23 protein-coding genes are annotated in these 21,299 nt (G+C 66.3%); 10 read left to right on the top strand and 13 right to left on the bottom strand.

Features of this window, described 5'->3' with window-relative positions:
• Positions 1-294: 294 nt before the first annotated feature.
• On the bottom strand, positions 295-660 hold the full coding sequence (locus ABN401_RS03065) for a hypothetical protein (protein ID WP_349683366.1): 366 nt from the start codon (positions 658-660) through the stop codon (positions 295-297).
• Between the two features lie 181 nt (positions 661-841).
• Here ABN401_RS03065 and copC point away from each other — a divergent pair, with 181 nt between their 5' ends.
• From copC to ABN401_RS03035, 6 genes are all read left to right on the top strand, one after another.
• Positions 842-1,204: a copper homeostasis periplasmic binding protein CopC gene (gene copC / locus ABN401_RS03060; protein WP_289648442.1), complete on the top strand. Its 363-nt coding sequence runs from the start codon at positions 842-844 to the stop codon at positions 1,202-1,204.
• A gap of 5 nt (positions 1,205-1,209) precedes the next feature.
• Positions 1,210-2,145: a copper homeostasis membrane protein CopD gene (copD, locus tag ABN401_RS03055; protein ID WP_349683365.1), complete on the top strand. Its 936-nt coding sequence runs from the start codon at positions 1,210-1,212 to the stop codon at positions 2,143-2,145.
• A gap of 183 nt (positions 2,146-2,328) precedes the next feature.
• Positions 2,329-2,610 (top strand): hypothetical protein, encoded by a 282-nt coding sequence (locus ABN401_RS03050; protein WP_349683364.1) that lies wholly within the window; start codon positions 2,329-2,331, stop codon positions 2,608-2,610.
• Positions 2,607-3,047 carry a Spy/CpxP family protein refolding chaperone gene (locus tag ABN401_RS03045; protein ID WP_289648439.1) on the top strand — a complete coding sequence of 147 codons (441 nt, stop codon included), beginning with the start codon at positions 2,607-2,609 and terminating at the stop codon, positions 3,045-3,047. Before ABN401_RS03050 ends, ABN401_RS03045 begins: the two co-directional genes overlap by 4 nt.
• A gap of 8 nt (positions 3,048-3,055) precedes the next feature.
• Complete coding sequence (locus tag ABN401_RS03040; protein WP_349683363.1) at positions 3,056-3,610, top strand: RNA polymerase sigma factor; 555 nt, start codon at positions 3,056-3,058, stop codon at positions 3,608-3,610.
• 178 nt (positions 3,611-3,788) lie between these two features.
• The gene (locus ABN401_RS03035; protein WP_349683362.1) at positions 3,789-4,199 is read left to right on the top strand and encodes a copper resistance CopC family protein; all 411 of its coding nucleotides are present in this window, start codon (positions 3,789-3,791) and stop codon (positions 4,197-4,199) included.
• 187 nt (positions 4,200-4,386) lie between these two features.
• Here ABN401_RS03035 and ABN401_RS03030 read toward each other — a convergent pair whose 3' ends face one another.
• The gene (locus ABN401_RS03030; RefSeq protein ID WP_349683361.1) at positions 4,387-5,067 is read right to left on the bottom strand and encodes a DUF305 domain-containing protein; all 681 of its coding nucleotides are present in this window, start codon (positions 5,065-5,067) and stop codon (positions 4,387-4,389) included.
• Between the two features lie 440 nt (positions 5,068-5,507).
• Here ABN401_RS03030 and ABN401_RS03025 point away from each other — a divergent pair, with 440 nt between their 5' ends.
• Complete coding sequence (locus ABN401_RS03025; protein ID WP_349683360.1) at positions 5,508-6,779, top strand: type II restriction enzyme NmeDI-related protein; 1,272 nt, start codon at positions 5,508-5,510, stop codon at positions 6,777-6,779.
• Positions 6,780-6,922: 143 nt separating this feature from the next.
• On the opposite strand, the gene ABN401_RS03020 is transcribed toward ABN401_RS03025, so the two are convergent.
• The 4 genes from ABN401_RS03020 to ABN401_RS03005 all read right to left on the bottom strand — a co-directional run bounded on the left by ABN401_RS03020 (position 6,923) and on the right by ABN401_RS03005 (position 9,432).
• On the bottom strand, positions 6,923-7,642 hold the full coding sequence (locus ABN401_RS03020; RefSeq protein WP_349683359.1) for a PepSY domain-containing protein: 720 nt from the start codon (positions 7,640-7,642) through the stop codon (positions 6,923-6,925).
• A 13-nt stretch (positions 7,643-7,655) separates the two neighbouring features.
• Complete coding sequence (locus ABN401_RS03015; protein ID WP_349683358.1) at positions 7,656-8,090, bottom strand: DUF411 domain-containing protein; 435 nt, start codon at positions 8,088-8,090, stop codon at positions 7,656-7,658.
• 81 nt (positions 8,091-8,171) lie between these two features.
• Positions 8,172-8,702 carry a YybH family protein gene (locus ABN401_RS03010; protein ID WP_349683357.1) on the bottom strand — a complete coding sequence of 177 codons (531 nt, stop codon included), beginning with the start codon at positions 8,700-8,702 and terminating at the stop codon, positions 8,172-8,174.
• 82 nt (positions 8,703-8,784) lie between these two features.
• Entirely contained in the window at positions 8,785-9,432 is a 648-nt protein-coding gene (locus tag ABN401_RS03005; protein WP_349683356.1) for a DUF2231 domain-containing protein, read from the bottom strand.
• Between the two features lie 533 nt (positions 9,433-9,965).
• On the opposite strand from ABN401_RS03005, the gene ABN401_RS03000 reads away from it, so the two are divergent.
• Both ABN401_RS03000 and ABN401_RS02995 read left to right on the top strand, forming a co-directional pair.
• Complete coding sequence (locus ABN401_RS03000) at positions 9,966-10,877, top strand: phosphatase PAP2 family protein (RefSeq protein WP_349683355.1); 912 nt, start codon at positions 9,966-9,968, stop codon at positions 10,875-10,877.
• A 375-nt stretch (positions 10,878-11,252) separates the two neighbouring features.
• A complete protein-coding gene (locus tag ABN401_RS02995) occupies positions 11,253-11,579 on the top strand; it encodes a hypothetical protein (protein WP_289648231.1) in 327 nt (108 codons plus the stop codon).
• A gap of 139 nt (positions 11,580-11,718) precedes the next feature.
• Here the strand turns inward: ABN401_RS02995 and ABN401_RS02990 are convergent, their stop codons facing one another.
• From ABN401_RS02990 to ABN401_RS02970, 5 genes are all read right to left on the bottom strand, one after another.
• Positions 11,719-12,807: an HAD family hydrolase gene (locus ABN401_RS02990; RefSeq protein ID WP_349683354.1), complete on the bottom strand. Its 1,089-nt coding sequence runs from the start codon at positions 12,805-12,807 to the stop codon at positions 11,719-11,721.
• On the bottom strand, positions 12,695-14,179 hold the full coding sequence (locus tag ABN401_RS02985) for a copper resistance protein B (protein ID WP_349683353.1): 1,485 nt from the start codon (positions 14,177-14,179) through the stop codon (positions 12,695-12,697). The genes ABN401_RS02990 and ABN401_RS02985 overlap by 113 nt, the downstream gene beginning before the upstream one ends.
• A complete protein-coding gene (locus tag ABN401_RS02980) occupies positions 14,176-16,038 on the bottom strand; it encodes a copper resistance system multicopper oxidase (protein ID WP_349683352.1) in 1,863 nt (620 codons plus the stop codon). Before ABN401_RS02980 ends, ABN401_RS02985 begins: the two co-directional genes overlap by 4 nt.
• A 131-nt stretch (positions 16,039-16,169) precedes the next feature.
• A complete protein-coding gene (locus ABN401_RS02975; protein WP_349683351.1) occupies positions 16,170-16,649 on the bottom strand; it encodes a DUF305 domain-containing protein in 480 nt (159 codons plus the stop codon).
• A 220-nt stretch (positions 16,650-16,869) separates the two neighbouring features.
• A complete protein-coding gene (locus ABN401_RS02970) occupies positions 16,870-19,236 on the bottom strand; it encodes a heavy metal translocating P-type ATPase (protein WP_349683350.1) in 2,367 nt (788 codons plus the stop codon).
• Between the two features lie 100 nt (positions 19,237-19,336).
• Here ABN401_RS02970 and ABN401_RS02965 point away from each other — a divergent pair, with 100 nt between their 5' ends.
• Positions 19,337-19,612 carry a metal-sensitive transcriptional regulator gene (locus ABN401_RS02965; RefSeq protein ID WP_349683349.1) on the top strand — a complete coding sequence of 92 codons (276 nt, stop codon included), beginning with the start codon at positions 19,337-19,339 and terminating at the stop codon, positions 19,610-19,612.
• A 17-nt stretch (positions 19,613-19,629) separates the two neighbouring features.
• Here the strand turns inward: ABN401_RS02965 and ABN401_RS02960 are convergent, their stop codons facing one another.
• Positions 19,630-20,481 (bottom strand): sterol desaturase family protein, encoded by an 852-nt coding sequence (locus tag ABN401_RS02960; RefSeq protein ID WP_349683348.1) that lies wholly within the window; start codon positions 20,479-20,481, stop codon positions 19,630-19,632.
• A 47-nt stretch (positions 20,482-20,528) separates the two neighbouring features.
• Complete coding sequence (locus ABN401_RS02955; RefSeq protein ID WP_349683347.1) at positions 20,529-21,269, bottom strand: helix-turn-helix domain-containing protein; 741 nt, start codon at positions 21,267-21,269, stop codon at positions 20,529-20,531.
• Positions 21,270-21,299: the final 30 nt, after the last annotated feature.

Raw genomic sequence — 21,299 nt, 5'->3', positions numbered from 1 at the left:
GGGGCACACACACGATGCGACGAAACACATCGTGAGGATTGGGGGACGGGGGCGCGACCCGCCTGACGCAATCCGGATCGCTTGAACGGGCAGACGCGGTGCCTGGAAAGGCAAGAAGGGCGAAGGCGAGCGCAGTGGCGCTCACCACCGATTTGACGGGGCTGGACATGGATTTTTCCTGTGAAACATCAGAGCGCCTGCCACGCGCGGCACGACGCTGGGGCTGATCTGCGCAAGTCTGCGCGACACGCCCGCGCCCGGAGGCCAGGCGTGCGTCAGCGCGACCGCTGCGTATCAGGCCCGATGTTTGGGGGGAAAGACCAGCGGCGGGGGCCCGACGCCTTCGCGAAACACGTCAAGGCGCAAATAGACGATCGGATGCCGGAAGACGGCGCACGGAATCGCCGGACGCGAAAGGATCGGAGGCGCCACGGCGGCACAGCCCATCTTGGCGATGCATTCGGGCGTCATGTTTTCGCAAGGGTTACCGGGCCGGTCGGTCTGAACCCCCGCCATCCCGGCCATCTCCGCGCAGTCTTCCATGCCGTCCATCACCCCGGCCGCCTGAAAGACCTGGATGGGAGTGGCATGCGCGGTCGCCTGGCCGATAAAACCGGCCAGGGCGAGCGCGAGCAGAAGTGTGCGGATGGCGGTCCACATGGCGAGAGACCATACGCGCTTTGAATAGGGGCGAGTCAAGATTGACACCTGCGCAGCCGCTTTTCGACGGACGCTGGCCTGGGCGGCCTGGGTCGGATTGTGTAATTTTTCCTCGGGCGCGAGGGTTCAGGCGCAAACGAGCGTATATCCCTAAGATACCTGTCACTTACGGAGTTGTTTGATGCCCAATCGCAAATTCCTTTCTCTGGTCGGCGCGGCCGGAGCCCTGCTGCTGGTCGCGACCCAGGCCGACGCCCACGCGCGTGTCGTCGCCTCCACGCCGGCCGCCAGCGCCACGGTCGCCTCCACGCGCGCGATTACCGTGACCTTCAGTGAACGTGTCGCCCCGGCCTTCTCTGGCCTCGATCTCGTCAGCGCCGCAGGCACCAAAATCCCCGTGACCTCCAGCGTCTCTGACGACGGCAAGACGATCTCGGGCCGCACAGCGCGCGCTCTGTCCGCCGGAACCTATACGGTGAACTGGCGTGCGGCTTCGGCGGATGGTCACCGCATGACCGGAAACTTTGCCTTCACCGTGCGCTAAGACCCGTGCTCGACCTTCTGGTGATCGGTCTGCGCCTCGCGCAGTACGGCGGTGCCGTCATCCTGCTTGGGACGCCGCTTTTCCTGCTCTACGGACTGCGCGGACCTGATGCCGTCGCCCAGAGCTGGGCGAGAGGGCTGCTCATTGGGGCCTGTGCCGTCGTCGCGGTGGCGTCGGCCCTGGCCCTTGTGGCTCAGACCTCCGTCATGGCGGGATCGATCGCGGAAGGTCTCAAGCCGGCTTCTCTGGGCTTCATGATCACCGGCACCAGCCTGGGCCCCGCCTTTCTGTTGAGGGTGGGTCTGGGCCTGACGGCCTTGACCGTCGTGCTTCTGGGTCGACCCTCGCGGTTTCAGTGGGGGCTGCTCGTCCTGGCCGGCCTGTTGGTGAGCGCGAGCTTCGCCTGGACCGGCCATGGCGCGGCAACGGAAGGCGCGGGTCGTTATCCCCACCTGCTGTCCACCATTCTGCACAGTTGGGCGGCGGCCCTGTGGCTCGGCGCGCTGGTGGCGCTGTGGATCATGACCGCAGGGCACCGTCCCGGTGATTTCCGGTCCGATCAAGTCCTGCACCGCGCGCTGCACGGGTTCGCAGGCGTGGGCTCGGCCGCTGTCGCGGTCCTGATCCTGAGCGGCCTGGTCAACAGCTGGTTCATGGTCGGGATCGACCGGATCGACGGGCTTGTGACCACGCCTTATGGATGGCTCCTGCTGTTCAAGTTGCTGCTGTTTGGCCTGATGCTGGCTCTGGCGGCCTCGAACCGCTTCCAATTGACCCCTGATCTGCTCGATGCGCTCGACGATCCGGATGATATGCGCCTGGCCATCGGCCGACTGAAGCGCAGCCTCAGGGTCGAAACCTTCGTCGCTCTGGCGTTGCTCGCCGTCGTGGCCGTCATGGGCACGCTCGCTCCCGTTTCGGCGATGGACATGGCGATGTAGTCCTTCCGGGCGAGCGACCCGGTGCGCCTGCGACACGCTGTCTGCTGCCGACGTGATGTGACGCCGCAGCCCTGTCCCCTGCCGGCTCTTGTGCTATTCAGGCGCCGCTCGGCTGAGGCTGTGCACGAGGGAGCGGGCCGGCTGGCGCGTAGTAGAGGTATGGGGGCATGAGGAGAGTTCAGAATGACACGTGATCTGGATGAGTTGCTCGCGCGGCTGGCCGCAACGCCGGTCGACCGGCCACTGGACGCACTGGAGTCGCAGGTGTGGACACGCGTCGACGCCTTGCGCACGGAGAGACTGATGGCGCAGCTACGGGGCGGGGCGGTGGCCGTCGCCCTCGTCGCAGGGCTCACCGCGGGCGGCGTGGGTGCCGTCGCTTCACCCAGGGTTCCGACGGAGATGTCGATCTTCACTGTCGAAGCCGGACTGTCTCCCCTGTTGAGACTGGATGCTGCCTCATGATGAAAGGCTGGCGCACGATCGCGCTAACGGCGGTGCTGGCGGCCATCGCCAGCGCGGCGGGAACCTGGATTGGGGCCAGCTGGGTCCTGGACCGCCGTGAGCCCCCTTCCCTGCACGACATTGTTCACGACGAGCTGGATCTGACCGCGGCGCAACACGCCGAAATCGACGTGATCGAGGCGCGGTTCGCCGCCATCCGCCCTGGGCTTGAGGGCGAGGTCCGTGCCGCCAACCTGGAACTGGCGCAGGCCATCGAGCAGGGCGAGGGCGACGGCCCTCAGGTCCAGGCCGCCGTTGATCATTTCCACGCCGCCATGGGTGCCTTGCAGAAAGAGACCATCGCGCATGTGTTCGAGATGCGATCGGTCCTGACACCGGAGCAGGCCGCCGTTTTCAACGACCGGATCGTCGAAGCCCTTTCGCCGACAGAGTCCTAAGGCTCGGCATGGACACTCTTGGGGACCTGCCGGCTCGCGCCGCCGCCGGGGACCGGGCGGCGTTCAGCGACCTGATGCGGCAGACAAAGTCCGCTCTCTTCCGCTTCATCCGCCGTTATGTGGGCGACGAGCAGGACGCACACGACCTTCTGCAGGAAAGCTATGCCGCGGCCTGGCTGAGCCTGCGGCGCTATGATCCCAGTCGCCCATTCGAAGCCTGGCTGCGGACGATCGCTCTGAACAAATGCCGGGACTGGTCCCGTCGCCGCTTCGTACGCCGGCTCGTTCACGGCGCGACTGACCTTGCCAGCCCGGAGGCCCTCTCGGTACCGGATGGGACCGAGCCTGCCGACGAGCAGATCGAGATGGCCGGCAAGCTGGCCAGGCTGAATGAAGAGATCAATCTGTTGGCACCGCATCTCAAGGCTCCCCTTCTCCTCACGGCAATCGAGGGCCGGAGCCAGTCCGACGCGGCCAAAATCCTCGGAATTTCGGTCAAGGCGGTGGAGACGCGTATCGCTCGGGCTCGCCGCAGATTGTTCGACGCGCTGAAGGAGGCGTGACCTCGCGCTGTCCGCGCCCGACCGCGTTTCAACCCCGCACGCGACGAAGGCGACCGTGGGCTTGAGCTTTGCGAAACCGGATCGCTCGCCATGCCGACGAGGAATATCGGGCCGGAGCGCGTATATCATTATAGGCACCGGACCCGCTCCCCCTCCCGGTGCGTCTCAGGAGACCGTTATGAACCGTTTGATTATCGCCAGCCTGGCTCTCGTCTCGGCAGTCGCCCTTTCGTCGGCGGCCCAGGCCCAGAGCAATCCGCACGCCGGCATGTCCGCACAAGAGCACGCCGCCATGCCGGCTGCCGCCGCTTCCGGCGTCATCACCACTCCCGCCGACAATGCGATGCTGAGCGCCGCGCCCAAGACCTTCACCGCCACCTTCCCCCACGCCATGACCCTGAAGGCGCTGAAGCTGACCGGGCCGGCGACGGAAACCGTCGATGTCCAGATCGCGGCGGGCACAGCGCCTCAGACGACTGTCAGCACGCCCCTGCCCACCCTCGCCCCCGGCAGCTATTCCGCCGCCTGGACCGCGACGGGGTCCGACGGCCATGAGATGAACGGGACCGTTCGCTTCATGGTGCACTGAAGGCTCTGCCCTCCTGATCCCCCTGGGAGGTCCAGACGCCTGATGTGGAAAGAGCGCCGTGCGGCCCAGCCGCACGGCGCTTTTGCATCAGACCTGTTCGAGATGACGGACCAAGCCGGCCGGTGACGGAGATGCATAGGGCCCGAGGTTGATTTGAGCGGCCGCACAGTCTGCTCCCTATCCGTGATCAGCCGGCATTGGCCCCATTGGATTGAAGCCAGGTTTGCAACTCGCCGATGTCGGCTGTCTGCATCTCGATCGTTTTTTGCGCCATTTGCTCAATCTCGGCGCCCGGGCTCCGCTCGAGCACCACCCGAGCCATGTCCAGGGCACCCTGATGGTGCGCGATCATCTTGCGAGCCCAGGTCTGATCCGTGTTCCCCCCGGTCGCGCCCATCATGGCGTCTTTCATTTTAGACTCGGCCGCCGCGAACGGCATGTCCTGACCGGTCGGAGACGGTGAGTCGGATGTGGCCCCGGCCTGGGTCTCCAGCCAGCGCCGCAGCTCGGCGATATCCTGGGTCTGCATCTCGATAGTCTTCTGGGCCATACGCCTGATCTCAGCGTCCTGCGTGTCGCGCAGCACGATCTCGGACATATCGAGCGCACCCTGGTGGTGGGGGATCATTTTCCGGGCCCAGGTTTCATCCGCGCTCGCCCCGGTCGCCGCCATCATGGCCTCATGCATCTTCATCTCGGCCGGCGAAAAAGGCGTCTGCGCCATCGGCATGGGCTGCTCCGCCGCCGCCATCGACGCATCGCCTTCGGGCGCAGCCTGCGGCTCAGCGGCCGGAGAACAGGCCGACAAGACGATGGCCGAACAGCCCACCGCCAGCAGCAAAGTGCGTGTCGCAATCGAGTCAGACATCGGTAGTCTCCGCTTCGTGGGCTCGCCGGCAGATCGTTGGTCGGCCGGACGATGAGTGGGGCCAGCGAGACGCCGGCGGGGAACGGGTCTCACCGCTCTCCCGACGTGCCCACGCGGGACGTCGAGCCAGCATAATCCAGACCCGCCGCCACGGTTCCGCCGTGATCAAATTTACCCCAGCGTCGTTCAACTCCGTGAGGGATCGACCACCGAGCTGCGCAATTGCTGCATCACGGTCACGGCTCATCCCCGCCCTCGTCGGGATCAGGAATGCGAACCAACGTGCCTGTCGGTGATCTTGCCGCCCAAGGCCAACGTCGATCAGCCAAGAGGTCCATGCGGCGGGCCGAGATCCACCGGCGCTCCTCCGCCTCGATCCGGTGGCGCTTCGGCTCCAACCGGCCTAGTTGTGGTACGGTCCAGATTCTTGAGGGTTAGGCGTGCCAGATCGACTTCGAGACCTTATCGTCCAGTGGCGCGAAGACCCCTCGGCCACCTATCAGACCTGGTTCCTGTGGGATGAGCGGCTCAAGAATTTCCGCTCCATCCGGCGAGGCATCGGTCAGGTTGTCGAAGAGATCGAAGCGGACCGGTTCGGCGTCGCCTACCGCGGCTCATCGCTCGAGACGATCGTTCATTCCGTCGCCGAACAACGCCAGATCTTCAGGGGGGCAGACCATGCCTTTCTGTGGAAGCCCAAGCTCCGCATCCCCGACATCTATGAGAACCCCGTCAACCAGCGTGCCTTCGGCCGCCTGCTGCACCACTGCAGCTGTTGTTCGACGGCAGCCGAGATCTTGTCCGCAATCCGCGCGATCGACCAGCTCAAGATCAAGGGTCTGGGGCCCGCCGTCGCGAATCTGATCTACTTTCTGCATCCGACACATGCCCCTCCGTTCAACACGGCCATCGTCAACGGATACAACGCGATCACCCGATCGAAGGTGAAGCTGGGCAGCTGGGAGCACTATCTGGCGATGCGCGAGGGCATCCTGGCCTTGAACGCGCGCTATCGCGATCTGCTGTCCAACGACCTGGGTGCCCTCGCGGGCTTTCTGTTCGACATCGGGTCCGGACGATACCCCGCGCCACCGCTGGACAGTGAAGCTCTCTCCGACCGTGGCTGGCAGGAACGGCTTGCCGAAGCCCGGGCCGAAGCCGTGAAATTCGAGAGGACAGCGCTGCAGCAGCGCGAAACCGACCGATCCCATACCGAAATCCAGGCCTGGGTGCGCGATCTGGGGCGAGCGCTCGGCTATCGCGTATGGATCGCCGCCAATGATCGCGGTCGCTGTTTCGAGGGTGGTCGTCTCGGCGAGGGCTGTCTGAACGATCTCCCGCCTTCCTTGGCGGCAAGCGCGGGTGCGGACTCGTTCCGCCTGATTGATGTGCTGTGGCTCGAGGCCGGCTCGGATCGTGTGGCGGCGGCGTTCGAAGTCGAGCATTCCACGACCATCTATTCCGGGATCGTGCGCATGCTCGACCTCGCCCTGTCCGGTGAACTCCACACGTCCGCGGGTCTGTTTCTCGTCGCGCCGGACAGTCGGGAGGGTGACGTCCGCGCCCAGTTGCAGCGACCGGCCTTCAGCCGGATCGCAGACCTCGATGTGCGTTATCTTCCGTATAGTGAACTGGAGAAACACAGGGCGGCCATCGCCCGCTTCGGGACCGATATCCGGGCGCTCGCGGAAATCTCACACCGGCTGATCTGACACCTCCCCTGTGCGGGTGAGAATCCGCGCGGCGCTCGCCAAAGCCTCCGGGTGTGTTGGCACAGCAGTCGTTCGCGATCCGCTCAGATGCGCCGTCATGACGGATCGCCGGGCCGGGAGCGAGGGTCGGATCGCCGCCGCGATCAACGGGTTCTGCGGGTCGCGCGCGCGATCTTCACATCCCGCGATATCCGTATCCATAGGAGAATGAACCCTGAAACGACGATGCTCAGGGTCAGGGCCGTGGTGATGATGATCAGGGGATGGTTGAAGTCCTCGCCGTCGTTCCAGTCCATGACGTGCAGGCGCCAGAAGAAGTCGAAAATCCGCCACACGCCCGAGCGCCGCGTCACGACTTCGCCGGTGTCCGGCGACAGGTACAGGGACGTTTTCTCCCGGTCCGCGAAATCCACCCGCCACAACGGACCGGTGCGGCCGGTCTCTTCGGGGGCGGTCGTCAGAAGCACAGCCTCCGTGATGTCCGCCTCGCCCCTGTAGGCCCGCCGGGCGAACTCCGACGCCTCGCCGGCGGACATCGGCCCGAACGGCCGACCCGTGGCGGCGGACACGGTGACCGGTTCGCCCGCCGCCGGGGTCAAGGTCCAGACCGGGCCGCGGGGTGTGGTGCGCAATTCGGCCCGGACAGGCATCACGCCCGCGCGGCGAGCGATCTCTTCGGGGCCTGGAAGAGCGGCGAGGGCCAGCGGACCGGGCTGAAATTCCACCGCCCGATGTTCGCCGCGCACCGTCTCGATCGGTATGGCCGTCATCACCAAACCGCCGCCGACCCAGAACAGCACCTGGAGACCCACGACAAGTGCGATCCATTTGTGCAGCTGGGTCGAAAGCTTGAGAACCTTCACGGTCGCGTCTCGTCTAGCCGTGACGCGCGAAGACGCGCGTGCCACCGCCTTTCAGGATCAGCAGGGTCTCATAAGGATCCTTTCGACCGTCGGGCATTTCCATGCCCGGAGATCCCAGCGGCATCGCCGGCACCGCGAGCCCCAAAGCGTCTGGTCGCTCGGCCAGAAGCCTGCGCACATCCTCAGCCGGCACATGACCCTCAAGGACGTATCCGCCGATCAGGGCCGTGTGGCAGGACGCCAAGGCGTCAGGAACGCCCTCAGTGCGGCGGGTCGCGCTGAGGTCGGCAAGCTCCGTGACCCGCGCCTCGAAGCCTGCGGCGCGCATGTGATCCACCCAGGCCGTACAGCACCCGCAGGTCGGGGTCTTGTAGACCGCGAGTTCTGTCGAGGCGTGCGCGACCGGGGCGCAGGCCGCCAGGGCGAATGCCCCGGTTCCCGCAGCCAAAAATCTACGACGTGAGAAAGAATTCAGCATAGATCCCATGGGGCCTCAGTGAAGGTTGTCGCCGGACGGTCGCGATCGGGGTCAGCCGACGCGACGCAACGGTCGTGCCGAGGAGTGATAGATGTCAAACCGCCACTCACCGCCGCGCTTGCGAAGCACACTGGTGGCCACGCCGCGCCGTTCGATGGCCTCGCGCGTGCCGTCCTTGAAGGTGATGTGGTAGGTATAGGTCTCGCTGACGAAGGCGGTATCGCCGTCGATCTCCACCTTCGTCTCATGGTCGCGGAAATCGAAACCGGCCAGATCCGTGAACTCGGGTCCGAGATGGTGTTCCAGATAATAGGCGAAGGAGCCCTCCACGCCCCCGTTCTCGAAGACGGCGGAGTCGGCCCAGAACAGGGCGGGTGTCTGCGAGACATCCATCCGTTCGATCGCATCCTTGTACGCGCTGACCACGGCCCGGACCTGTGCCTCGTCGCCGGGCTGCGACTCGCCGGCAGCGTGAGTGGACGCCGGGCCGTGAGAATGGGCCGGTGCCTGGACCTGGGCCTGAGCCGAGCTCACGAGAACGGCGACGAGCGCCGATCCGGCAAGTGCCGAGCGAAACGACATGGAATCAATCTCCTGTTCATCGAGGATGTAAAAAGCTTTCTGCCGCCCCTGGAGGCGGCCAGCGCGGGACGCTGAGGCCGTATCAGAACATCAGATGCCTTACGCCGTGGGTCAGCATCCCGCCCAACAGGCCGTTGACAATCACGGCACCTGCGGTGGCCGTCAATAGGCCGATGTAGATCAGCTCGCGCCCACGCCCCGGTCGGCGAACCCAGTGTTCCTTCGCCCACCAGCTCAGCAGGCCCAGGACGGCGATCGAGGTGCCGAGCCAGCGGTGGGAGGCGTGGATGGCATCATCCTTGCCGGGAAGCCCCATGGCGAACCACCCCAGCGCCACCGCGAAGATCGAGGAGATCGCCGCCAGGGCGATGATGACGCGTGTGCCTTGGGTCAGGACGGGCCGGCGGAGCGCCAGCGCCGCGATCTCGAGCAGAGCCGCGACGAGAAACAGCGCGATGGGAAAATGCACCGCCGCCGGATGCATGGCGCCGAGCCAGCGATACAGTCGCTGGGGCATGGGCCGGGGCCCCTCGCTCGCGGCCATGGCCCCGTGGTCCATATCCTGGCCCATGCCCGGCATGGCCATCATGCCGCCTTCCGGAACGGCTCCCGCCGGCGCAGTGGCGGCAGCGCGGGCAGCCGCCTCCTTTTCGTGGTCCTCGTGAGCGAACGCCGGTCCGGTGAAGGCCAGCGCCAGCACGAGAGCCAGCCCGGACAAAAATCGACGCATCACCATACCGCTCTCCCATCCGGTCTCTTCAGCTAACTACGCAGGGGAGCGGCGATCCCCTCGCCTTCCAGCAGAGCGCGTCATCCAAACGAGGGATCGGCATCTTGGATCGACGAACCCCGAGGCGACCCGGACGATCCGATCGTCAGGCGAGATCGCGCTCACGTGTGGCGCACGGCCCACCTGTGTGTCGAAGCGGGGCTGCGCACCTGGTCGGTTGGCCGATAGAAGGCCTGCCGCGCGGAAGCGGATGCTCGCTCCCGCTGTCGGGCGTCTGGGCTGACAACCAGCAACGCCCTGAAGGCGAGGCCGGGGCTCGGCTGCTGCTGCGGTGGTCGGGCAAGGTCATGGCACGACGCGAAAACCTGCATCTGGACGAGGGCTGATCGGGGCGACCGCGTAAATCGAGATGAACAGCTGTTCAGCCCCTTCCCAGAGCCGACTCTCCGTGCAGGAGCGTGTCACGTCCGATGTTCGCTTGTCGCCGACGCTGCTGCGGGGCCCGTGGAGCGGCCCGACGATTCCAGACAGGATTGAGCGATCCGCTGCTCCTATCCCTGGCCGCGACCTTCCTCCTGAGCTTGGTGTTCTGGACGTTCCCCGGGATCGATCTGGCGGTGACGGGCCTGTTTTACCGGACCGGAGACGGTTTCGCCCTGTCTCGGGATCCTATGCTGAAGGCGCTGCGGGCCAGTTCGACCTGGGTGATGGGGACAATGGTGATCGGTGCCCTGGGCGTGCTGGCGCATCGGGCCGCCACCGGGCGTCTGATCGGGTCGCGTCAGGCGCGACGGGCGACGTTCCTGATCAGCGGCTTGGCCGCCGGGCCGGGGCTTTTGGTGAACGGCGTGCTCAAGAGCCTTTGGGGACGCCCCCGACCCGTGCATCTGGAGATGTGGGGCGGAAAGGCGGTCCATGTCCCGGTCTGGCGGATGAGCGACCAGTGCACAGGCAATTGTTCCTTCGTCTCGGGCGAGGCGTCGTCGGCAGCCTGGATGGTGGCGGTGGCGGCCTTGTTGCCGCCTTCGGTGCGACGATGGGCGCTCTGGCCGGTCGTCACCTACGCTGTGGCCCTGTCGATGACCCGGCTGGCGTTCGGCGGACATTTTCTGTCGGACATCCTGCTGTCCTGGAGCCTCACCGCGCTGGTGCTGGGACTTTTGTGGCGGTGTCTGCCCGAGGCAACCACGTCGATGAGAGGCCGAGGGGGTCCGGGCCTGAGTCGGCTGGCGCGGCCTGAGCCCCTGGGCCCAGTCGCCCGGATCTCCACCTCTGCATTACGGCTGACGGCGAACCAGGGGGGTCGCGCTTCTCACCCCAAAGACGGCCAGTCCCGAGCGGACCAGGCTCCGCCGCTCGCGGGAGCAATGCCCCCGCCCGGCCGGTCAGGCCGCCAGGGCCTTCGCGCATCACATGCTGCTGAGCCACGCTTGAACGATCTTTGAATGTTGGACGGGTCGCCTGGGCCCAGCACAGAAATTCAAGTCGACGCGGATCCGCTCGTTCCTGGGCAAGCCAGGCCTTTGGATGTTGTCCCCCTAACGTCTCTGGGCCTGTCTTCCCTGACGACCGGAGACCGGGCTGCGTGGTCATGTTCGCAGTCTGCCTTTGCTCGTCCGGGATCGCTCTGGGAGCAAGGGGCACCTCCCGGTCCCGGCCCCGCGGGGATCGTCGACGACGCGTGCGCAGCACCCGGGGCGAATTCATGGCCCTGTCGAATCGGTGCCTGAAACGAGGGCTGTCTCGCACGACTGCGTAATCCAATCGAAGGCGTGCCGAGTCGATCCCTATCGCCGACCTTCCTGACAGGAGCTTCTGACGTGAGATATCTGATCCTTGCTGCCGCTGCCGCCATTACCCTGGGGGCCTGCCAACCCGCCGCTGAACCTGAACCGGTCGATGCCCAGGCGGTGCCGGACGACGCCATGACGATGCCGATGACCCCTCCGCCTGCCGACACGCCCGAGCCCGTCGCCGAGCCTCAGGGTGCAGAGCCCGCGGCCGCAGCAGCCCCGAAAGCCTCGACACCCCGACCGGCCCCGGCGGCGCCTGCGCCCACGCCTGCCCCGGCACCCCCGCCCGCCGATCCGATGGCCGATCACGACATGTCCCAGATGGGCGGCATGACCATGCCGCCCAAAGAGTAGGGCACGCAGGCACACTGCATGCTGACACAAGGCCGGTCCAGGCAGCTCTGGACCGGCCTGTACGGCGGTACAGACATGCGCGTCTCTGGGAGCCGGGTTCGGCGGCGGCGCGGATACGCCCCGATTGCGACGATGGCGACTAGTCCTCGACGATGATGCTCGATGTCGGTCGTTTCTCGCGAGAGGATACGCTCGCATGACTTTGGAAGGCGAACCGCGCCTGGGCCTGGACCGACAGATGGACGGACACGGTTGCCAGGGCCTGAACAACCCAATCGGCCTCGCCGCCCGTGGGGGTGATGTCTCCGCCGGGCTCCGGATCATACCGGATGGTGTAACAGCCCAGAGCCTTCGCCGGGCGAATGTCCCATTCGACACTGTCGCCGACGACACAGACCTCGGCCGCTCCGACGCCCAAAGCGGCGAATACCCGGGTGAAGGCTCCAGGTTCGGGTTTGCCTATGCCAGCCTCGCCTTCGATCTGGACATGATGGAACCGCGGGGCCAGACCGAACCGCTCGATCTTGGCACGCTGCAGGAGACGATCGCCGTTGGTCAAAAGCGCCAGCCGATAGCCGGCCTTCTGCAAGTCCGTGAGCAGAGCCAGGGCTCCGGCTTCGCGGTGCATCTGGTCATCGCGCCGCACGCTGAAGGCGTCGGCCAGTCGCTCGGCGACGTCGGGGGCCGGGACACGGACGCCGTCTCGCCGCAGGGCTGAGAACGCCGCCGCGGCGATCGTGCGACGGGCCCGCAGCGGGTCGGCACGACCGAGCGCGTGACGGACCGGATCCCCCCAAAAGGCCTGACCCGCATCCGTCAGCGCCCTCGCCACCCTGTCCGGCGCAAGCTCGCCTAATTCGTGGCGGAAGGCCTGGCAGACGTCTCGCCACACCAGATCCGGTCGACGATACGCCGAGATCAGCGTGTCATCGAGATCAAAGACGACCGCTTTGATTCTAGTCTGAACCGCCACACGCCAGTCCCTCACGCCTGTTGCACGCGCTCGGCCGGAGGGATGGTCGGGCAGGACGCGCCACAGTCCGCCCGCCGATTCCCTGTCCCGCGGCCCTGAGGAAAGACACGCGCCAACCCAGAGCTTTCCGCGGCGGTTCTGCCTAGAACCAGGCCCGGATACCCACGACCAGCCGGGTATCTTCCGAACTCCGCCCCTCGGCTTCCAGGAAGTCCGCCGTATTGCCGAAGCTCTTGGTCCACTCGACGCCCACATAGGGTGCGAACTCCTTGCGGATCTCGTAGCGCAGTCGCGCACCCACCTGAAGTGACGACAGACCCGATCCGACCGACAACTCGGGTATGTCCTCCGCCGAAAGCAACACCTCGGCGCGGGGCTGCAGAATCCATTTCTGCGTGATCCTCTGGTCGTACTCCGCCTCGGCCCGAGCCGTCAGCTCGCCCTTCGTGGACAGGAAGGCGGCGGCGTCGACTTCGAACCAATAGGGTGCCAGCCCCTGGATACCGACAACCAGATCGGTCCGGTCGCCTCCGTCGGGGCGATACGTCTGGCGCACGCCGGCCTGAAAATCGAAGAAGGGTCTGATGGCGCGGCTGTAGAGGGCCTGAAGCTCGGCCTCCTCCAGCCCGCCATCGAACTCACCCTCACCTTCCGATTTCCACCAGAAGCGATTGATGTCTCCGCCCGTCCAGCCCTGAACGTCGAAGCCATATGCCTCCTCGCCGTCCGAGAAGCTCGCTTCCAGCTGATCGATGATGACGGAACTGGCCCGTATGGCGCCGTTCTCGACGCGAAGCTGCTCGCGCGACGCCGCCATCTCCGCCGGATCAAACAACCGATCGGCGGCATGAGCCGGCCCGCTCGTCGCGCCGGGCGGCGGGGGTGTTTCGGGAGGACGCCCTGGATTGTTGGCGCTCGTGGGAACGTCCGGCGGCATCGCCATACCCGACATGTCGTGGCCCGGCGGCATCTGCCCCATGGTCGACATGTCGTGACCGGCTGGCATAGCCGGTGCCGGCTGGGCCTGCCCCATGGTCGACATGTCATGGCCGGCATGCGGATCGGTTGGTGTCGGCTGGGTCTGCCCCATCGTCGACATGTCGTGACCGGCGGGCGTCGCCGGCGCGGGCTGGGTTTGCCCCATGGTCGACATGTCATGGCCGGCATGCGGATCCGTTGGTGTCGGCTGGGCCTGCCCCATCGTCGACATGTCGTGACCGGCGGGCGTCGCCGGCGTTGGCGCTGGCTGGATCTGCCGCATGGTCGACATGTCGTGACCGGCCGGCATCGCCGGTGCGGGCTGGGTCTGCCCCATGGTCGACATGTCGTGACCGGCCGGCATCGCCGGCGCGGGCTGGGACTGCCCCATGGTCGACATGTCGTGACCGGCATGAGGATCGGGCGACGCCACCCGCTCTGGCACGGCCCCCGTCGGACAGACCGGCGCGCCGGCCGTGCCGACGCGGGCGGCGTCGGCGGTCGGCGCACCCCGGCGCACACACCCCGGCGGGAGGGGCGCGGCCTGGGTGGGCTGAGCCGTGGAGGCATGGCCGGCGTGGGACTGGGCCAGGGCGGGCGTCGCGGACGCCAGCATCAGTGGAACAAGGGCAACAGCGGTCCGGATCACGAAGCGACTCCATCCATGGGGCGCACGGTGACGACGTTGAACATCCCCGCGTGCATGTGCATCAGCATGTGGCAATGGAACGCCCAGTCGCCTGGATTGTCCGCCGTGAGATCAAAGCTCACCTTGGCGCCCGGCAGGACATTGACCGTGTGTTTGAGCGGTTGGTGGCCCGCCGGGCCACCCGTGACGAGCTCGAAGAAGTGGCCATGCAGATGGATCGGGTGAGCCATCATGCTGTCGTTGACCAGGGTCACTCGCACGCGCTCGTTGAGCTCGAACCGGAACGGCTCGACGCCGTCGCTGAACTTCTTGCCGTCGAAACTCCACATGAACCGTTCCATATTGCCGGTCAGGTGGATCTCCATGTTGCGGGACGGCGGACGCTGATCCTTATTGGGCTGAAGCGACACGAGGTCGGTATAGACAAGAACCCGATGGGGAACGTTCTCCAGGCCCGTCGGGCGCTCTCCCAGGCGATTGGTGGGAGCCATCGCGATAGAGTCCACGCCGACGCCCACCTCCATGTCCGGCGGCGCGTTTTCCGGATCGCGCATGTTCATGCCGCTCATGTCCATTCCGGACATCCCCCCGCCCGGCTGCGACCCCTGGGCCATACCCGCCATGCCCGCCATGCCAGACGCCATTCCAGGCATCGTGCTGTGATCCATCCCGGCCATGGGCTGCCCGCCAATCGCGCCGTGGTTCATGCCGCCCATGGACTGCCCCCCCATGCCGCCGTGGTCCATCCCGCCCATGCCCATGTCCTTCATGGTCAGGTTGGGAACCTCGCGCAGGGCCGGAACCTCGGCGGTCATGCCCAGACGGGGTGCCAGGGTCGCCCGGCCCATGCCGGACCGATCAATGGCCTCGGACACGATGGTATAGGCCCGGTCTTCGGTCGGCCGGACGATGACGTCATAAGTCTCTGCGACCGAAATCTGGAACTCGTCGGTCTCGACCGGCCGCACGTTCTCGCCGTCGGCATTGACCACGGTCATGGCCAGGCCCGGAATGCGGACATTGAAAATCGACATGGCCGAAGCGTTGATGACGCGCAGACGCACGCGCTCGCCCGGACGGAACAGGCCGGTCCAGTTCTCCTGCGGACCGTGTCCGTTGATCAGATAGGTGTAGGTCGAGCCGTTGACGTCCAGGATATCGCGCGGGTCCATGCGCATCTCGCCCCACATGCGCCGTTCCTCGAGGCTCATGCGGTCGTTGCCGTTCAGGAAGCCTGCGAGCGTCGTTCTCTGCCGGTTGAAGTAGCCGGGGCTCTGCTTGAGCTTCAGCAGGATGTCGTGGGGATTCATGAAGCTCCAGTCCGACAGGACGAGCACATGCTCCCGGTCATAACCGACCGGATCCGCCCCGGCCGGATCGATGACGATCGGGCCATAGTGCCCCAGCGCTTCCTGCAAACCGGAATGGCTGTGGTACCAGAAGGTCCCCGACTGAATGATCGGAAACTCATAGACGAAAGTCTCCCGCGGCTTGATCCCCGGAAAGCTGACGCCTGGCACGCCGTCCATCTGGAACGGCAGCAGCAGGCCGTGCCAGTGGATCGAGGTGTCTTCGTCCAGCGTGTTGGTCACGGACAGGCGGGCATTCTGACCCTCCCGAAGCCTGAGCACCGGCGCGGGTAGTACGCCGTTGATGGTCGTGGCGGTCGCCGTCCGTCCATTGACGGTGAAGGGCGAGTGGCCGATCGTCAGATCAATGTTCGGTCCGGTCAGGGTCGGCAAATCCGACCTCAGGCCCGGGCTGCCGGTCTGAGCCCATGCTGGCAGCAGGCCCGACAAAGCCAGCGCGCCGCCACCAGCGGCCGCTCCGCGCAAAAGGGCTCGACGATCGAGCGTCATTCGGTTCTCCTGGTTGTTCGTTGGCGGATCGCCTGCGCGACCCGTCTCTAAGGTTTACGCATCCCCCACCCCGGCCCCTCGTGACAGGGTGCCGCAGTCGGGGTCCGAGCGGGTTCAGGTCTCCGCAAGGCTCATAGCCGCGCGAGAATAGCCTTCATCTGAGCGATCTCTCGTTCCTGAGCGGCCACGATCTCGTCGCACAAGCTGACGATTTCCGGGTCTGACAGCGACGCTTCGCGGCACATCAGGATCGCACCCGAATGGTGCGGGATCATGGATTTCAAAAACTCTGTGTCGCCCACCGCAGCCTGGGTCCGCATGCCATAGAAGCTCAGCGCGAACACCAGCACCGCAGCGCCGCCGATCAGTAGATTGGTTCGTCTGGACGGGTACATCGAGCGCATGAAGATCAGCATCAGCAACGCCATCGGCGACACCATCATCAGCGTCATATAGACATTGTTGAGATTCAGATAGAAATGATCGAGCGTCGCGATCATCGTGTACATCACCAGATACATGATGATGAAGTCCAGCGTCAGTTCGATCGCCAAAGAGCGGTAGCTGCCCTTCATGCCCTTCATGCTGTGCATGTCATGCGTGGGTGTCATTTTCCCTCTCCCGTTTTCTGCGGCCTGAGCTCCGACGAATCCGCCCGGTGCGTGTCATGACCCGCTGGATCGTTCCGTCGTTCGACATAATCCAAGGCTTTCGACTGCGGTTCCGCCCAATGAAATAAACCCGTTTCCTGCGTGTTCACGCGAGGGACGGACGCCCGGACTGCGTATTAGCTCCGGGACGCCTCCCTTCCCGTCAGTCACGCCGACCGCCTCAGAGTCTGACGGCCCGAAGCCGCAACGCATTGGCGATCACGCTGACCGACGACAGGGCCATCGCCAGCGCCGCCAGTGCCGGCGACAGCAACCAGCCGAACACCGGATAGAACAGTCCCGCCGCGACGGGGATGCCCAGCGCGTTATAGCCGAAGGCGAACACCAGATTCTGGCGGATGTTGCTCATCACCGCCTTCGACAGGTGACGCGCGCGAACGATCCCTTGCAGATCGCCGCCCAGCAGGGTGACGCCCGCGCTCTCGATCGCCACATCCGAGCCCGCGCCCATGGCCACGCCGACGTCGGCGGCGGCCAGGGCGGGCGCGTCATTGACCCCGTCCCCCGCCATGGCGACGACCCGGCCCTCGGCGCGAAGCCGTTTGACCACGGAGGCCTTGTCCTGGGGCAGGACCTCGGCCTGGACCTCGTCGATGCCCAGCCGACGGGCGACGGCTTCGGCGGTGGTCCGGTTGTCGCCGGTCATCATGACCAGCCGCAGACCGGCGGCCTTCAGCGCCGTAATGGCGTCGGCCGTGGTCGCCTTGATCGGATCGGCGATGCCGAGCACGCCGGCGGCCTCGCCGTCCACCGCCGCGAAGATGGCAGTGGCACCGTCGCCCCTGAGCCCGTCGGCCTCCGCTTCAAGCGCCGAGACATCCACGCCGAGCTCAGTCAGGAAACGCGTGTTACCCAACGCGACCCGCTTGCCATCGACCACGCCCGAGACGCCGCGCCCGACCGGACTGTCGAACCCGGTCGCCTCGGACAGCGTCAGACCCCGCTCCACGGCCGCCGACACGATGGCGTCCGCCAGCGGATGTTCGCTGCCTCGCTCCAGGCTGGCGGAGAGGCGCAACAGCTCGACCTCGTCGAACCCCGACGCCGGCCGAAGGGCGGTGACCGACGGTCGCCCCTCGGTAAGGGTCCCGGTCTTGTCGAGCACCAGGGTGTCGACCTTCTCGAACCGCTCCAGAGCCTCGGCGTTGCGTATCAGCACACCCGCGCGGGCCCCGCGTCCGACTCCCACCATGATCGAGATCGGCGTCGCAAGACCGAGCGCGCAGGGACAGGCGATGATCAGCACCGACACCGCGGCGACCAGGGCATACGAGAGGCGCGGCTCCGGCCCGACCAGACCCCAGACCAGCGCCGCGACCAGGGCGATCGCGATCACCGCCGGCACAAACCAGCCCGAAACTGTATCAGCCAGGCGCTGGATCGGCGCGCGGCTGCGCTGGGCCTGGGCGACCATCTGGACGATGCGCGACAAGAGGGTGTCGGCCCCGACCTTGTCGGCCCGCATCACGAACGAGCCGGTCCGGTTCAGCGATCCGCCGACCACGTTCGCCCCCGGCTCCTTGGTCACGGGCATGGATTCGCCGGTCACCATGGATTCGTCGATCGACACGCGTCCGTCGAGGATCTCGCCGTCCACCGGCACCTGTTCGCCGGGCCGGACGCGCAGGCGGTCCCCGACCACGACGCGGTCGAGCGTGACGTCCTCATCCGTTCCGTCGTCCTTCACCCGCCGCGCGGTCTTGGGCGACAGATCCAGCAAGGCCCGGATGGCGCCGGAGGTCTGTTCGCGCGCGCGCAATTCCAGGATCTGGCCGACCAGCACGAGAACGGTGATGACCGCCGCCGCCTCAAAATAGACCGGCGCGCTGCCGTCTATCCGGCGCACCGCCGCCGGGAAAAGGTGTGGTGCCAGGACGGCGATCACGCTGTAGATCCAGGCCGCGCCGACCCCGATGGATATGAGGGTGAACATGTTGAGCCTGCGGGTCCGCAAGGACGTCCAGCCGCGCTGGAAGAAGGGCGCGCCCGCCCACAGCACCACGGGCGTGGCCAGGGCGAACTGGATCCAGTTGGAGGTCTGCCCGGGAATCCGTATCGCCAGGCCGGTCAGGTGGCCGCCCATCTCCAGGGCGAACACCGGCAGGGTCAGCCCGAGGCCGACCCAGAAGCGACGGGTGAAATCGATCAGTTCGTGGTTGACCGGGGCCTCCGCCGTCACGGTTTCGGGCTCCAGGGCCATGCCGCAGATGGGACAGGACCCCGGCCCTTCCTGGCGCACCTCCGGGTGCATCGGGCAGGTGTAGATGGCGCCGGGGATCACGGGCGCGGGTTCGGGCCTGTCGCCCAGATATCTGTCCGGATCTGCGACGAATTTCGTCCGGCACCCGCCGGAGCAGAAGACATAGTCCGTGTCTGCGTGGCTGGCCCTGTGCGCCGCCGTCGCCGGATCGACGGCCATGCCGCAGACCGGATCGATCGCCTTCGCGCCGGCTTTATCCGTGGGACCGTGCGCACAGCCGTCAGGCTTGGGGTCGGCTTCGGCGTTTGGGGCGTGTGGACTGGACATGGCGGGGTCTCCCTGTCGGCAAGCCCGCGACTTATACCCATGCGGGGTATAGCGCAAGGTACCTGCCTGGGGTATAACCGGTGCCAACCGGAGTCGATCCATGCAGATTGAAAACAAGCCCAAGGTCCTCAATCGCCTAAACCGCATCGAAGGACAGGTGCGCGGCATCGTCCGGATGGTCGAGGATGACCGCTATTGCGTCGATGTCCTGGCTCAGATTCAGGCGGTGCGCGCCGCCCTGGCGCGGGTGGAGAGCGAGGTGCTCAAGGATCACCTCGACCACTGCGTCATGGGCGCGATGACCGGCGACGATCTGGCGGACCGCAGGGCCAAGGCGAGCGAACTGATCGTGCTTCTCGGCCGCGCGTCTCGGTAACGCGAGAGGCCGCTCGGTCAGACCTGCCGGCGAAACGGCTCGATGAGCTGATGCAGATAGCCCCGGGGATAGTCGGGGCGGCCGGACACGCCGATCTCGCCCGGTCTCGGCGTGTCGGGGCCAGACCGGAACGTGCCGAGCAGATGATCCCACAGGCTGGTGAACAGCCCGAAATTAACGTCGCCGTCGGTCTGGGACGCCAGATGATGATGCCGGTGGGCCGGGGCCACCGCCCAGATGTAGACCAGAGGCCCGATCTTCATATCGACGTTGGAATGCTGGAGGATCAGCTGGATCGCCACGGCGAAGGCCACCAACCAGGCGACGTCCTGAGGCATGCCCATCAATACGAGAGGCGCGACACCGGCGGCCAGTTCGATCGTCTGGTGAAGAGGATGCTTCAGCAGGCCGTTGAACCCGTACATCCGCTCGACGGAATGATGCACGGTGTGCAACCGCCACAGGGCCGGGATGCGGTGGCTGGCATAGTGCGCCACGGTGATGCCCAGGTCCGCCACCAGGATGGCGAGCGCCAGCTGTCCCACCAGCGGCCAGTCGGACGGCCAGAAGCCAAAGTTCGGGACCAGGCCGGACACAAGCGGCAGGGCCACCACCGACAGGGCGATCGACGCCTCATTGACCACCGCGTGCATCAGATCGCGCCCGTTGTCGCCGTGAGAGCAGTTCCAGGCCCTCTCGTAGGGCACGAGACGCTCGGCCATGAAGGACACGGCCAGAGCCAAGCCGAGCAAGATCGGCAGGGCCCACAGCGGCGCGCCCTGGTCGGCCAAGGTCACGGCGGCCCATAGAAGGCTCAAGAAAAACAGGGGCGCATAGGCGAGACGGATGACGGACCGGATCTGAGGCATCGGGTGGGCTCCTATGGGACCCCACAATGATGCGGTTTGGTCGCGGCCTATTGAACGAACCGATTGCTCTCAGACCGCATGGCGCTTGACGCCTGCAAGGGCGTCACGCCGAACATGCGTTTCGTGATGCGGTTCAGATGCGCCTGATCCGCGAAGCCGCCGGCCACTGCCGCCTCCGCCAGCCCCGCGCCCGCCGCCATCTCGCGCCCGGCCCTTTGCAGCTTTCGCCACAGCAGCCACTGAGACAGCGGGGCCTGCATCTGCGCCTGGGCCAGAACCCTGAGACGCGCGGGCGACAGGCCGACCGTCCTCGCCGCCCGACCGATCGCCCCGGGCGCCGGATCCCTGGACGCCGACAAAAGCGCGTGTTCCAGTCTTGGATCCAGCCTCCTCTCAGCGACCCCGAGCCCGGCCGCCAAACCGGCGATCACGCACGCCGGCGGCGCTTGGAGCCTCAAGAGCTCCGTGACCCGCTGCGGGGCGACCGCTGCGTCCGCCGGTGCGATCAGCGTCAGGAGACGCGAGGCCAGCGCCGTGTGCGTCTCGAGGTAAAGCAGCAGGGCCGCACCGCCGTCGTCCACCATCCGATGGCGCACACGCGGGCCGAGGATCAGCACCCTGCCCGCCAGCGTGACCTGATCGTCCAGGATCACGCTGACGATGCCGGTTCGCGCTACGATCAGCTGGATCGCGACATGGGCGTGGCTCTCGTGGTCGGCGTAGGGACCCGAATAGGCGGCCCAGCCGTCGCCCATGATGAAATGCCTGTTGGATGACGACGTGGACATGATCTTCGAATTCGTCCGACCGGTTCTGGA

The sequence above is a fragment of the Brevundimonas aurifodinae genome, assembly GCF_040195595.1.
Lineage (GTDB): Bacteria > Pseudomonadota > Alphaproteobacteria > Caulobacterales > Caulobacteraceae > Brevundimonas > Brevundimonas aurifodinae.
This window is presented reverse-complemented; position numbering and strand designations above follow the sequence as displayed.